The following is a 13,212-nucleotide window of genomic DNA, read 5'->3' as shown; positions in this document are numbered from 1 at the left end:
CGCAGATCGCACGCAGACTGCGCGCACGTCCACCACGTGCCCGCGGGCATCGGTGCGGAAGCCCGGCTCCGGTGCGGAAGCCCGTCAGGCCGTGAACAGCACCTCTGTGAACTCCCTGCGCCATGCGGCGGTCTCCCGGCCCACCGCCTCGACGTCCGCCCCCGGCCTCAGCGCCGCCGCGAGGAGATCGGCGAGCCGGGGCATGTCCGCCTCCGTGAGGCCCCGCCGCACGATCTCCGGGGTGCCCAGCCGCAGCCCGTTCTGGTCGCCGGGAACCTCCGGCCCGGGCACTCCGATCCCGCAGGCGAGCAGGCCCGCCCGCTCCAACAGGCGCGCCACCGCAGTGCCGCCGGTCAGGGAGAGCGCGGGACCGGCGGCATCCGTGCGCAGCGCGAACTGATGGGAGTCGGTGTGCCCCTGCGCGCACTCGAAGACGGGCACGCCGCGGGCGGAGAGCTCAGCGGCGAGCCGGGCGGCCGCTGCCCGCATCGCGGCGGCGTACTCGACCCCGACCGCCTGCCAGTCCGCCATCGTCACCGCGAGGGCGGCGACGTTCCCGGCATCGAAATTGGCGGTGAGGCCGGGGAAGGCGATGGCCTCGATCCTCTCCGCCAGCTCCGCCTCGTTCGTCACGGCGAGGCCGTGTGCGGGTCCGCCCAGGCTCTTGTAGGTGCTCATGGTCATGAGGTGCGCGCCTTCGTCGAGCGGATCGGGCCACTGGCGCCCGGCGATCATCCCGCACACATGGGCGGCGTCGAAGAGGACCTTCGCCCCCACAGCATCGGCGATCTCGCGCACCTGTGCGACGGGATGCGGGAACAGGTTGAGCGAGCCTCCCACCGTGATGAGGGCCGGCCGGACCTCGCGGGCGAGCGCCGCGAGCGCATCCACGTCGAGCGTGTAGTCAGCGGCGTCCACCGGCGCCTCGACGGTCTCGATCCCGTAGAGCCCGGCGGAGCCGGCCGCATGGTGGGTCACGTGCCCGCCGATCGTCGCGGGCGAGGCGATGATGCGCTCGCCGGGCCGGGCGGTCGCCATGAAGGCGGCGAGATTGGCCATCGCCCCCGAGGGCAGGCGGACCTCCGCGAAGTCCGCATCGAAGACCTGCGCCGCGGTCTCCTCCGCGATCACCTCGATCTGCTCGATGTGCTCGAGACCCACCTCGTACTTATCGCCGGCGTACCCCAGCGAGGTCCGCGCACCCAGACCTGCCGCGAGCAGCGCCTCGGCCCGGGGATTCATGACATTGGTCGCAGGGTTGAGGTTGAACGCCTCAGCATCGTAGAGCCGGGCGTTCGCCTCGGCGAGGGCCTCGATCTCAGCGCTGATCCCTGCGGGGGACCGGCCGGTGACGCGGTCGGCGACCACGGAGTCGATGCGGTCGCGGCTGCGGGTCGCGATCCAGGGGCGTGCTGCCAGGCGCATGGGCGCTCCTCGTGCGGTGCGGAGGTGTATGGGCAGGGCGACGTCCCCGAAACAGGGGACACGCGATTCTAACAATCAGGTGATGCGCATCACTCTGCGGATCCGCCCCTTGCGGGTAGTTAAGAGTTGAAGTAATCTGACGTATGTCATTGAAATATCAACTACATGAGGAGCGCTCATGACCGCACTTCCCGCAGGACTCACCGCCGGCACCTGGAACGTGGACGGCGTCCACTCCGAGTTCGCCTTCGTCGCCCGCCACGCCGGGGTCTCCAAGGTCCGCGGCACCTTCGAGGTGATCGGCGGCGCGATCGAGGTCGGCGAGACCCTCGAGGAGTCCCGCGTCACCGCCGAGGCCGATGCCGCGTCCATCACGACCGGCAACGAGCAGCGCGACGGACACCTCCAGTCCGGCGACTTCCTGCTCGCGGAGGAGAACCCGAAGATCGTCTTCACCTCGAGCGCGATCGAGAACGTCGACGGTCCGGAGTTCGACCTGCGCGGCACCCTCTCGATGCGCGGCGTCGAGCAGGAGGTCGTGTTCAAGGCCGAGTTCAACGGGGTGGCCGAGGATCCCTATGGCAACACGGTCGCCGGCTTCTCCGCGACCGCGACCGTCAACCGCAAGGACTTCGGCATGAGCTTCGAGGCCGTCCTCAAGGGCGGGGAGCTGCTCGTCTCCGACAAGGTCGCGATCAGCATCGAGATCGAGGCCGTCAGGGCCTGAGCTCAGCTGCCTCGGCGCTGAACCCCATCGGCGCCGGTGCTGCCCGCCGGCACGGCGGTGAGCGGCCGCGAATGCGCTCACCCGTGCGCATGGAGCCCGGACCCATTCATGTGGGTCCGGGCTCCATGTGCGTCACACCGACACGCGCTGCGCACTTCACGGCGGGCCGCGAGCACAGCCGCCTTCCGCTGCGCCCGCTCCGGCTCACCCGGCTGAGACGGTGCCGCCGGCGGCGTATGCGCGGAAGCGATCGGCGGCGCGGGCGACCTCGGCCTCGCTCTTGCAGAACGAGTAGCGGACCACCGAGCGCAGCCGCTCGGCAGTCGCGGAGCCCGCCTGGCACAGGGCGGGTGCGGGGATCCCCGTGACACCGGCCTCCCGCGTGAGCCGTGCATTGAGCGCGGCCGCATCCTCACCCGCGGCCGCCCCCGCGAAGTCCGCGAGCACGAAGTAGCCGGAGGCGGGCACGAACACGTCGACGCCGGGGAGCTCGCGGAGCGCTGCGACGAGCACATCGCGGCGCGCGGCCAGGATCCGGGCGTTCTCCGCCGGGAACCCCGGGTGGGCGCGCAGGGCCTCGGCGACGGCCGGCTGCAGCGGCGCACCGGAGACGAACGTGAGGAACTGCTTGATCGCCTGGACGGCCTGCACCACCGCGGGCGCGCCGATGAGCCAGCCGACCTTCCAGCCCGTCGCATTGAGCGCCTTGCCCGCCGAGGACACCGTCACGACGCGCGGATCGCCGATCACGGCCGCCGGAGCGGTGTGCGCGCCCTCGAACACGAGGTGCTCGTAGACCTCGTCCGTGAGCAGCCAGGCGCCGCTGGGCTCCACGATCTCCCAGACCCGCCGGATGTCGGCCTCGCTCAGCACCAGGCCCGTGGGATTGTGCGGGGTGTTGAGCAGCACCACCGAGGTCTCCCGACCGACCGCCTGCGCCAGCGCCGCGAGGTCGACCTCCGGGCGCGGGCCGTCGAAGCGCAGCCCCACGGGCCGGACCCGCGCGCCGGCGAGAGCCGCCGCGGCCGCATAGGAGTCGTAGTAGGGCTCGAGGACCACCACCTCGGACCCGGCGGGCGCGAGCGCGAGGAGCGCGGCGGTGAGCGCCTCGGTGGCCCCCGTGGTCACGAGCACCTCCTCGGCGGCCGCGGCATGGCCCCAGTCCCGCAGCCGGTGCTCGGCCACCGCCGCGCGCAGCTCCGGCGCACCCTGCGGCGGCGCGTACTGGTTGCGGCCGGCCCGCATCGCGGCCTGCGCGGCCTGGAGCAGGAAGTCGGGCGCGTCGTCCCCCGGTGCTCCCTGGCCGAGGTTGACGGCGTCATGGGCGGCCGCGAGCTGGGTCATCTGGCCGAAGATCGTCTGCTCGACGGAGCCGTCGGCCGCCACGAGCCCCGCGGCGGCCGAGACCCTGTGCCAAAGCGGCTGCCCGCCGCGGGCGCTGCCCGGCAGACCGGCGTACCGGCCCGCGCTCATGCCCCGGCCTCCGCGGTGCCGAACGCCTCGAGCGCGAAATCGTGCAGCCGGCCGTTGCTCGCCAGGGCATCCCCGCCGAAGGGGCCGTCCTCGCCGCTCAGGGAGGTGAACCGGCCGCCGGCCTCCCGGACGACGGGCACGAGCGCGGCCATGTCGTAGAGCTCGAGCTCGGGCTCGCAGGCGAGGTCCACGACACCCTCGGCCACCAGCATGTAGGACCAGAAATCGCCGTAGGCGCGCGTCCGCCACACCGCATCCGCGAGAGAGAGGAAGCGTTCGCGCAGACCGCGCTCGGCCCAGCCGCCCAGGGAGGAATAGGACAGCGAGGCGTCTGCGGCGTCTGCGATGCCGGACACGCCCAGCGGCTCCGGCGCACCGCCGGCGACGCTGCGGAAGGCGCCGGAGCCGGTCGCCGCCCACCAGCGCAGACCGAGGGCGGGCGCGCTCACGACCCCCACGAGCGGAGCGGTGCCCTCGTAGAGCGCGATGAGGCTGGCCCACACCGGCACGCCGCGCACGAAGTTCTTGGTGCCGTCGATGGGATCGACGATCCACCTGCGGCCGGAGGCCTCGCCGTGGGCGCCGAACTCCTCGCCCAGCAGCGCGTCCTCGGGCCGCTCGTCGGCCAGACGCGCGCGGATGAGCTCCTCCACCGCCCGGTCGACCTCGGTCACGGGGGTGAGGTCCGGCTTCGCCTCGACGGAGAAGTCCTGAGCGCGGAAGCGGGGCAGCGAGAGGGCGTCTGCAGCATCGGCGAGCGCGAGCGCGAGGGCGAGATCGTCGGTCATGGCACCACTGTAGGCAGACGGGCGGCCGCGGTGCGGCAGAGCCGTCATGCGGACGCGCCCCACTTCCCACCCCGTACGCCGCTGGGCACCCCGTCGTGAGTGGGCGGCAAGCGGCACAAGGGATGGCGGCGTGCGAGGTGTGGAGTGCGCTCAGCCCAGGTTCGCGAGCAGGCGTCGCAGCGAGGCGAGGCGGCGCTGACCCGCGGCCCCGGCGTGCCCTGCCGCCACCCACGCGTCGAGCGCACAGCCGGGGGCATCGGCGAGGTGCGTGCAGCCGCGCGGGCAGTCGGCCGTGGCCGGAGCCAGCTCCTCGAACGCGGCGACCACGGCGTCCGGGACCACATGGGCGAGGCCGAAGCTGCGGATGCCCGGCGTGTCGATGACCCAGCCGCCGCTCGGCAGGGGCAGCGCCCACGCCGAGGAGGACGTGTGGCGGCCCGCACCTGTGACCTCGTTGACGGCGCCGGTCGCTCTGCCGGCACCGGGGACCAGCTCGTTGATGAGCGTGGACTTGCCCACCCCGGACTGCCCCAGCAGCACGGTCTCCCGGCCGGCGATCTCCGGCAGCAGCGCGGACGTGCGGGGCAGGCCGGAGGACCCGTAGCCGCACTCGACGACGACGGCTGCGATGTCCGAGAAGTGCGCGCGCACTTCCGCGGCAGGCGCGAGGTCCGTCTTCGTCACGGCGATGACCGGCCGGATGCCCGCGTCGAGGGCCGCCACGAGCGCCCGGTCGAGGAAGCCCCAGGACGGTGCGGGATCGATCGCCGCGGTGACGAGCACGAGCGTGTCCGCGTTCGCCACGACGACCCGCTCCGTGGGGTCGGTGTCATCGGCGGAGCGGCGGAGGAGGGTCGCGCGCTCCTCGACGGAGACGATGCGGGCGAGCGTCCCCTCCGTCCCGCTCGTGTCGCCCACGACGCGCACGCGGTCCCCGGGCACGATGGAGCGCCTGCGCACCCCGGAGGCGCGCACGCAGGTGAGGAGCGCGGCCTCGGGGTCCGCCTCCGCGAGAGTCCTGCCGGGCACCACGCGCAGCCGGCCGCGGTCCACGGACACGACGACGCCGGCCAGCGCGTCCTCGTGCTCGGGCCGGCGCTTGGTGCGCGGGCGGCTGCCGCGCTTGCTGGGGCGGGGGCGGTACTCCTCCGCGCTGCTGATGACTCTGCCCATGCGGCGTGCCGGTGCGCGGGCTCAGGAGCCCACGGACTCCGTCCACAGCTCGGGGAACGCGGGCATGGTCTTGCCGACGGTGCCCGGATCGTCGATCTCGAGGCCGGGCGCGCCCAGGGCCACGATCGCCCCGGCCATGACCATGCGGTGGTCGGCGTACGTCCGCCAGGGGAGTTCGCGTGCGCCCGCGGCCGGGGTCGAGCCCGCGGCCGCGGCCGTGAGCGAGCCCGTGATCGCGAGGCTGTCCGGCCCCTCCGCGACCTCGACGCCCACGCGGGCGAACTCCGCGGCGAGCGCGGAGAGGCGGTCGGTCTCGTGCCCGCGGAGATGGCCGATCCCGCGGAGCACGCTCGTGCCGGGCGCGAATGCCGCGACGGCGGCGGTCACCGGGGTGAGCTCGCCCACCTCGGACATGTCGAGGTCGACCGCCTCCAGTCGCTCCGGGCCCTGCACCGTGAGGCCGGAGCGGTCGAGCGCGCAGCTGCCGCCGAAGGCCTCGGCGATCTGCCGGAACCGGTCCCCGGCCTGCGTCGTGTGGATCGGCCAGTGAGGGATGCGGACGCTGCCGCCGGTCACGAGGGCCGCACCCAGGAAGGCCGCCGCATTGGACAGATCGGGCTCCACCGTGACGTCGAGGGCGCGCGGACGGCCGGGCTCCACGACCCAGCGGCCGGACTCCGGCTCGGAGACGTGCACACCGGCATCGGCGAGGACCTCGAGCGTCATGTCGATGTGCGGGCGCGACGGCAGTGAGGCACCCGTGTGCACGAGCTCGACGCCGAGGTCGCAGAGACCGCCGGACAGCAGCAGGCCGGAGACGAACTGGCTCGAGGCGGAGGCGTCGAGCTCGATGTGCCCGCCGCGCATGCCCGCGGGCGCGTGCACCGTGAAGGGCAGGGTGCCGTGCTCGGAGGAGACGTCCGCGCCGAGTCGCTCCAGCGCGTCGAGGATCGTCGACATGGGGCGCGTGTAGGCCTGTTCGTCGCCGTCGAAGCGCACGCGCCGGCCGGTGGCGGCGGCGAGCGGAGGCACGAAGCGCATGACGGTCCCGGCGAGGCCGCAGTCCACGCGGGCCTCGGCGGTGGGCTCACCGTCCGCTCCGGTCTCCCGGGTGAGCGGGAGGGGGGTGATGCGCAGCGTCCCGTCCGCCTCGGGGCTGACACCGGCGCCGAGCGCGGAGAGCGCCTCGGCCATGAGCCGGGTGTCGCGGCTGTCGAGGGCATTGCGGATGACCGAGTCCGCGTCCGCGGCCGCCGCGAGCAGCAGGTAGCGGTTGGTGAGCGATTTGGACCCGGGGACGCGCACCTCGGCGGTGACGGGACCGGATGCGGCCGGAGCCTGCCACCGTGCGGGGGCGTCCGGTGAGACGTGACGGGCCATTCAGCTGTGGGAGGTCACGGCGTCGATGGCGCGCGCCGAGGTCTTCTCGATGCTGCGGCGGAGGTCCTCGGCCGCATGCTGCGCCCGCCAGGCGAGGCCCGGCCGGCCGGCGGTGTCGACGCTGGCCAGCAGTGCGCCGCCCAGCAGCGAGGTGCGGGTGATGAGCTCCTCGCGGTGCTGCGCCTTCTCCTCCTTGGTCCGCCCCTCGCTCGGGGCCAGCGCGCTGCCGATCACGTCGAAGAGGTAGGTGCCCACGAGGACGGAGGCGCTCAGGCGCGGGAGCTTGCCGATCGCCAGCAGGCTGCCGGCCGCGACCTGTGCGGCCCCGGCGGCCCGGGCGAGGGTCTCGGGCCCCACCGGCAGGTCGACGACGGTGCCGGCGGCGCGGAGGACGGCCTCGGCGGAGCGCTGGGAGCTGCGAGGGTCGCGGATGCGGGCGATGCCGTTGGTGATGTAGGCACCGGCGAGCAGAGGGCGGGCGAGCAGGCGGACTGGGCTCACGGCGGATCCTTAACCTATCGGGGACGTCTCTGAGGCCAGCATAACGTCATCGCCCGGTCCCCGGGCCATGACGTCCGGACCGGAATATCCGCCCTTCGGGGCACGTTCCCACGACAGACTGAGGAGGTGGGATGAGCACACTCACTGCGGATCCCGTGAGGGAGGATCTATCATGGGTCACGATGACTGAAGCCACCGAGACCCCCGCGGCTGAGACCGACGAGGAGCGCCATGCGCGCTTCGAGCGAGACGCGCTCGAATACGTGAATCAGCTCTACGGCGCCGCACTGCGCATGACGCGCAATCCGGCGGATGCCGAGGACCTGGTGCAGGAGGCCTACGCCAAGGCGTACTCGGCGTTCCACCAGTACACCCCGGGCACCAACCTGAAGGCGTGGCTCTACCGCATCCTCACGAACACGTTCATCAACAGCTACCGCCGGAAGCAGCGCCGGCCGCAGGAGTCGCAGAGCGACGAGATCGAGGACTGGCAGATCCACCGGGCCTCGACGCATTCGTCCTCGGACGGGCGCTCGGCGGAGCTGGAGGCGCTCGACCACCTGCCGGACTCCGATGTCACGGATGCGCTCTCCGCACTGCCGGAGGACCGCCGCATGGTCGTCTACTACGCGGATGTCGAGGGCATGCCGTACAAGGAGATCGCCGAGGTGATGGGCACGCCGATCGGCACCGTCATGTCCCGCCTGCACCGCGGGCGCAGACAGCTACGGGACATGCTGCAGGACTACGCGCGCGAGCGCGGCTTCGTCCACCCCGACGACCGGAGGCCCACGGCGGGCGCGAAGGAGGAGTCATGAGCGCAGAGGCCTCTGACCAGGACCGCCCGTGCCGTGAGACCGCCCGGGCCCGCAGCCTCGAGCAGATCTACCACTACCTCGACGGGGAGCTCGAGGCCGCGGAGATCCGCCGGATCCAGTCGCACCTCGACTGCTGCGCCGACTGCCATGACGAGTACGAGGTGGAATCGCTGCTCAAGGAGCTCGTGCGCCGCTCGTGCGCGGGCAGTGCGCCGGAGGGGCTCAAGGAGCGGATCCGCGCCCGGATCGTCATCGAGCGCCGCACGACGGTGATCCGCCGCTTCGACGGCGTGTGAGACCGGCGTCCCCGGGGATCGCCGTCCGGTGCGAAAGCGAAGGCCCGGTTCCGTGTGGGAACCGGGCCTTCGCGCGTCGACGCACGGATCAGGCGTTGGGGCGCTTGCCGTGGTTGGGGCCGCGCTTCTTGCGGTCGCGGCGCTTGCGTGCTCGCTTGCTCATGACTCACTCCTTCGGATAGACCCGTTGATTCTCCCACAGCCGCGGGTGAGCGGCAAAGCGCGGTGCGCCCGCGGCGGAGGGCCGAGGCCTCAGTCCTCGGCGAGGACGTCCGGGACGCCGAACCAGTCGAACCAGCCGCGGTTGAGCACGAGCCAGGCCAGCAGCCCGTACCCCTCCTGCGCGGGCGAACCGGTGCGGGAGGAGGCGAGCTCGCGCTGCCACACCGCGTGGGAGCGCAGCGGGGTGAAGGCGTCGACATAGGGGATGCCGCGGCGGTGGGCGACGTCCGAGAACCCCGTGTTGAGCTCGGCCAGCCGCCGGTTGGCGTCCGCGTCCCGCACGGGGGTGGGGCCCACGACGAAGGCCGAGACCTCCTGCGTGAGGGCGCGGTCGAGCACATTGGCGATGTTGAGGCGGGCGCGGGCGACGGAGATGCCGGTGTCCGCATCGGCTGCGGGCAGGCCCAGCACGAGGCGGTTCTCCGTGTTCTCGGCGAACCTGCGGCAGGCCTCGTCCATGCAGCGCTCCGTGAGCCCCGTCGTGTCCTCGCCGGCGACGGCGAGCGAGTAGAAGTCGGCCTCCGGCACAGAGGGGTGGGTCCGCGCCGCCACGCGGCCCAGCCAGCCCAGGCCGCGACCGTCGCCGTGGCCGGCGACCAGCTGGTCGCCGACCACCACGACGGTCTGCCTGCGCCTGGGGATCACCGGGCGAAGACCCGCTCGACGAGCTCGGCCTGCTCGGCGTCGTGGACGTGCTTGAGGCCGGTGGCCGGCGAGGCCGAGGCCGTTCGGGAGACCACGCGCAGCGCACGGCCGCCGAGCACCTCGGGCAGGTTGAGCGCCATGAACGGCCAGCCGCCCTGGTTCTCCGGCTCCTCCTGGGCCCACACGAGGTCCACGTCCGGGCCGAAGCCGCCGAGGGCCTGCTCGATCGACTTCTCGTCGAGCGGGTAGAGCTGCTCGAAGCGCACGAGCGCCGTCCTCGTGTCCTCGCGCCTGCTGCGCTCGGCGAGGAGGTCCCAGTACAGCTTGCCGGAGACGAGCACCACGCGGTCCACCTGGCCGGGATCGACCGCGGCGTCCGGGACGACGGGCTGGAAGCTGCCGGTGGTGAACTGCTCCACCGAGGAGGCGGCCGCCTTGAGGCGCAGCATCGACTTGGGGGTGAAGACGATGAGCGGGCGCTTGACCTCCGCGTGCGCGTGACGACGCAGCAGGTGGAAGTAGGAGGCGCCGTCCGCGGGGTTGGCGATGGTCATGTTGTCCTCGGCGGCGAGCTGCATGAAGCGCTCGATGCGCGCCGAGGAGTGGTCCGGTCCCTGGCCCTCGTAGCCGTGGGGGAGGAGGAGCACGATCCCGGAGGTCTGCTGCCACTTCTGCTCGGAGGCGGAGATGAATTCGTCGATGACGGACTGCGCGCCCTGCGCGAAGTCGCCGAACTGCGCTTCCCAGAGGACGAGGGCCTCGGGCCGCTCGACGGCGTAGCCGTACTCGAAGCCCATCGCCGCGTACTCGCTCAGCAGCGAGTTGAAGATCCAGAACCGGCCCTGCTCCTCCGAGAGGTTGGCCAGCGGAGTCCACTCGTTGCCGTTCTCGTAGTCGACGAACACGGCCTGGCGCTGCGTGAAGGTGCCGCGGCGGACGTCCTGGCCGGACATGCGCACCGGCACCCCCTCGAGCAGGAGCGAGCCGAAGGCGAGCTGCTCGGCGAAGCCCCAGTCGATGCCGCCGGAGCGGGTCATCTCCTTCCGCTTCTCCAGCAGGCTGCGCAGCTTCTTGTGCACCGTGAAGCCCTCGGGGATGTCCATGAAGGCGTCGCCGATCCGCTCCAGCACGCCCTCGGTCACGGCGGTCTCGGGCTTGGTGCGGCCCTCGACCTCGCGGGAGCCCTGGTGGATGCCGAAGGCCGACTCCCCGCCGGAGCCCTTCTCGGCCTCGCGGGTCTCGGCGAACGCGGTCTCGAGCTTCTGCTGGAAGTCCGCGAGCGCGTCCTTGGCCTCCTCGGAGGTGATGCACCGGCGGCCGACGAGCGATTCGGTGTAGATGCGGCGCACCGTCGACTTCTGGTCGATGAGCGAGTACATGACCGGCTGGGTCATCGAGGGGTCGTCGCCCTCGTTGTGGCCGCGGCGGCGGTAGCACACGAGGTCGATGACGATGTCCCGGTTGAACGCCTCGCGGTACTCGAAGGCCAGCTGTGCCGCGCGGTAGACGGCCTCGGGGTCGTCGCCGTTCACGTGGATGACGGGTGCCGCGATGATCTTCGCGACGTCCGTCGAGTAGAACGAGGAGCGGGCCGAGGCGGGCGAGGTCGTGAAGCCCACCTGGTTGTTGATGACCAGGTGGATGGTGCCGCCCGTGCGGTAGCCCCGCAGCTCGGACAGGTGCAGCGTCTCCGCCACGACTCCCTGGCCGGCGAAGGCCGCATCGCCGTGGACGAGGACCGGCAGCACGGAGAATCCGGTCTGATCGGGATCGATGACGTCCTGCTTGGCGCGGGTGATGCCCTCGAGGACCGGGTTGACCGTCTCGAGGTGGCTGGGATTGGCCGCGACGTAGACCTTGGTCGAGTTGCCGCCCGGGGAGGTGAAGGAGCCCTCGGTGCCGAGATGGTACTTCACATCGCCGGAGCCCTGGACGGCGCTCGGGGAGAGCGAGCCGTCGAACTCCTGGAACACCTGGCCGTAGGACTTGCCCGCGATGTTGGTGAGCACGTTGAGGCGGCCGCGGTGGGCCATGCCGATCGTGACCTCGTCCATCCCGGAATCGGCGGCCTGGTTGAGGACCTCGTCGAGGAGGACGATCGTCGACTCGCCGCCCTCCAGGGAGAAGCGCTTCTGGCCGATGTACTTGGTCTGCAGGAAGGTCTCGAAGGCCTCCGCGGCGTTGAGGCGGCCGAGGATGTGGCCCTGCTCGTCGCGGGTGAGCTCCTCGTGCGGGACCTCGAGCTTGGACTGGAACCAGCGGCGCTGCTCCGGATCCGGGATGTGCATGTACTCGATGCCGGTGGTGCGGCAGTAGGAGTCGCGCAGCAGGCCCAGGATGTCGCGCAGCCGCATGAGGCGCTGGCCGCCGAACCCGCCGGTGGGGAACTCGCGCTCGAGGTCCCACAGCGTGAGGCCGTGCGTGTTGATGTCGAGGTCCGGGTGCGAGCGCTGGCGGTAGACGAGCGGATCGATGTTCGCCATGAGGTGGCCGCGCGAGCGGTAGGCGTCGATGAGCTCGATGACGCGAGCGGTCTTGTTGACCACGTCGTAGTCCTCGGCGGAGACGTCGGCGACCCAGCGCACGGGCTCGTAGGGCAGGCGGAGGGAGGCGAAGACCTCGTCGTAGAAGCCGTCCTCGCCCAGCAGGAGTCCGTGGACGAGCTTGAGGAACTCGCCCGAGCCCGCACCCTGGATGACCCTGTGGTCGTAGGTGGAGGTGAGCGTGAGCACCTTCGAGACGGCGAGCTTGTTGAGCGTCTCCTGGCTCGCCCCCTGGAACTCGGCGGGGTAGTCGAGGGCGCCGACGCCGACGATGCAGCCCTGGCCCACCGTGAGCCGCGGCATCGAATGGACGGTGCCGATGCCGCCGGGGTTCGTCAGCGAGACGGTGGTGCCCGCGAAGTCCGCGGCCGTGAGCTTGCCCTCGCGGCCCCGGGCCACGAGGTCGTCGTAGGCGTCGACGAACTGCTTGAAGGTGAGCGTCTCGGCCTTCTTGATGTTGGGCACGAGGAGGCTGCGGGTGCCGTCCTTCTTGGGGACGTCGATCGCGATGCCGAGGTTGACGTGGCCGGGCTGCACCATGACCGGCTTGCCCTCGCGCACGTCGTAGTAGACGTTCTGGCTGGGGATCTCCTGCAGGGCGCGGACCACGGCGAAGCCGATGAGGTGCGTGAACGAGACCTTGCCGCCGCGGGTCCTGCGCAGGTGCGAGTTGATGACGATGCGGTTGTCGATCAGCGCCTTGGCCGGCAGCGCGCGCACGGAGGTCGCGGTCGGCAGGGTGAGCGAATCGTCCATGTTCTTGGCGATGAGCTTCGCCGGCCCGCGCAGCTTCGTGACGACGTCCTCGACGTCCTCGGCTGCGGCCTGCGGCTTCTCGGGCAGGTTGTGCGCGCCCGCCGACTTGCTCTCGGCCTTCGTGGTCTCCGAATCCGCGACGGAGGGATTCACTCCCTTGTCAGTGGCGCGGCTGGGAGCGGGGGCGGGCTGGGCGGCCGCGGCCGCGGCGGGGGACTTCGCGGGCGCGGACTTCGCAGGGGCGGACTTCGCGGGGGCCGAGGAGGGAGTCGGGGCGGCACCGGCGGCGCCCCCGTTCCTCTCGAACTCCTCGAAGACAGGCCACCAGGACTTGTCGACGGAGTTCCTGTCGGCCTTGTACTGCTCGTACATTTCCTCTACCAGCCACTGGTTCGATCCGAAGTCGGACGCAGCGGTCGCGGGGGTGCTCGTAGACACGGGGTTGTTCGCCCTCTTCCTCGTATG

The 13,212-nt window shown here is 71.9% G+C and carries 12 protein-coding genes; 3 read left to right on the top strand and 9 right to left on the bottom strand.

Annotated elements, in window-relative coordinates:
• Positions 1–84: 84 nt before the first annotated feature.
• Positions 85–1,425 carry a serine hydroxymethyltransferase gene (locus K318_RS0106345; RefSeq protein WP_029088873.1) on the bottom strand — a complete coding sequence of 447 codons (1,341 nt, stop codon included), beginning with the start codon at positions 1,423–1,425 and terminating at the stop codon, positions 85–87.
• A 178-nt stretch (positions 1,426–1,603) separates the two neighbouring features.
• On the opposite strand from K318_RS0106345, the gene K318_RS0106340 reads away from it, so the two are divergent.
• On the top strand, positions 1,604–2,152 hold the full coding sequence (locus K318_RS0106340) for a YceI family protein (protein WP_029088872.1): 549 nt from the start codon (positions 1,604–1,606) through the stop codon (positions 2,150–2,152).
• A 204-nt stretch (positions 2,153–2,356) separates the two neighbouring features.
• Here K318_RS0106340 and K318_RS19825 read toward each other — a convergent pair whose 3' ends face one another.
• The 5 genes from K318_RS19825 to K318_RS0106315 all read right to left on the bottom strand — a co-directional run bounded on the left by K318_RS19825 (position 2,357) and on the right by K318_RS0106315 (position 7,467).
• Positions 2,357–3,625 (bottom strand): aminotransferase class I/II-fold pyridoxal phosphate-dependent enzyme, encoded by a 1,269-nt coding sequence (locus K318_RS19825; protein ID WP_051297615.1) that lies wholly within the window; start codon positions 3,623–3,625, stop codon positions 2,357–2,359.
• On the bottom strand, positions 3,622–4,413 hold the full coding sequence (gene hisN / locus K318_RS0106330) for a histidinol-phosphatase (protein ID WP_029088871.1): 792 nt from the start codon (positions 4,411–4,413) through the stop codon (positions 3,622–3,624). The genes K318_RS19825 and hisN overlap by 4 nt, the downstream gene beginning before the upstream one ends.
• A gap of 150 nt (positions 4,414–4,563) precedes the next feature.
• Positions 4,564–5,586, bottom strand: a complete 1,023-nt coding sequence (gene rsgA, locus K318_RS0106325) for a ribosome small subunit-dependent GTPase A (protein ID WP_029088870.1) — start codon at positions 5,584–5,586, stop codon at positions 4,564–4,566.
• Between the two features lie 21 nt (positions 5,587–5,607).
• Positions 5,608–6,966, bottom strand: a complete 1,359-nt coding sequence (gene aroA, locus K318_RS0106320) for a 3-phosphoshikimate 1-carboxyvinyltransferase (RefSeq protein WP_029088869.1) — start codon at positions 6,964–6,966, stop codon at positions 5,608–5,610.
• The gene (locus K318_RS0106315; RefSeq protein ID WP_029088868.1) at positions 6,967–7,467 is read right to left on the bottom strand and encodes a DoxX family membrane protein; all 501 of its coding nucleotides are present in this window, start codon (positions 7,465–7,467) and stop codon (positions 6,967–6,969) included. It lies immediately after the preceding gene.
• 182 nt (positions 7,468–7,649) lie between these two features.
• On the opposite strand from K318_RS0106315, the gene K318_RS0106310 reads away from it, so the two are divergent.
• Positions 7,650–8,285 (top strand): sigma-70 family RNA polymerase sigma factor, encoded by a 636-nt coding sequence (locus tag K318_RS0106310; protein ID WP_029088867.1) that lies wholly within the window; start codon positions 7,650–7,652, stop codon positions 8,283–8,285.
• The gene (gene rsrA, locus K318_RS19820) at positions 8,282–8,581 is read left to right on the top strand and encodes a mycothiol system anti-sigma-R factor (protein ID WP_035280751.1); all 300 of its coding nucleotides are present in this window, start codon (positions 8,282–8,284) and stop codon (positions 8,579–8,581) included. Before K318_RS0106310 ends, rsrA begins: the two co-directional genes overlap by 4 nt.
• A gap of 88 nt (positions 8,582–8,669) precedes the next feature.
• On the opposite strand, the gene K318_RS25875 is transcribed toward rsrA, so the two are convergent.
• From K318_RS25875 to K318_RS0106295, 3 genes are all read right to left on the bottom strand, one after another.
• Positions 8,670–8,744: a 50S ribosomal protein bL37 gene (locus K318_RS25875; RefSeq protein ID WP_373404784.1), complete on the bottom strand. Its 75-nt coding sequence runs from the start codon at positions 8,742–8,744 to the stop codon at positions 8,670–8,672.
• 89 nt (positions 8,745–8,833) lie between these two features.
• Entirely contained in the window at positions 8,834–9,445 is a 612-nt protein-coding gene (locus K318_RS0106300) for a GDSL-type esterase/lipase family protein (RefSeq protein ID WP_035280989.1), read from the bottom strand.
• Positions 9,445–13,185 (bottom strand): multifunctional oxoglutarate decarboxylase/oxoglutarate dehydrogenase thiamine pyrophosphate-binding subunit/dihydrolipoyllysine-residue succinyltransferase subunit, encoded by a 3,741-nt coding sequence (locus K318_RS0106295; RefSeq protein WP_029088864.1) that lies wholly within the window; start codon positions 13,183–13,185, stop codon positions 9,445–9,447. The genes K318_RS0106300 and K318_RS0106295 overlap by 1 nt, the downstream gene beginning before the upstream one ends.
• Positions 13,186–13,212: the final 27 nt, after the last annotated feature.

The sequence above is a fragment of the Brevibacterium album DSM 18261 genome (assembly GCF_000426445.1).
GTDB lineage: Bacteria > Actinomycetota > Actinomycetes > Actinomycetales > Brevibacteriaceae > Brevibacterium > Brevibacterium album.
The sequence above is the reverse complement of the archived record's forward strand: the minus strand, read 5'-3'. Positions and strand labels throughout refer to the sequence as shown.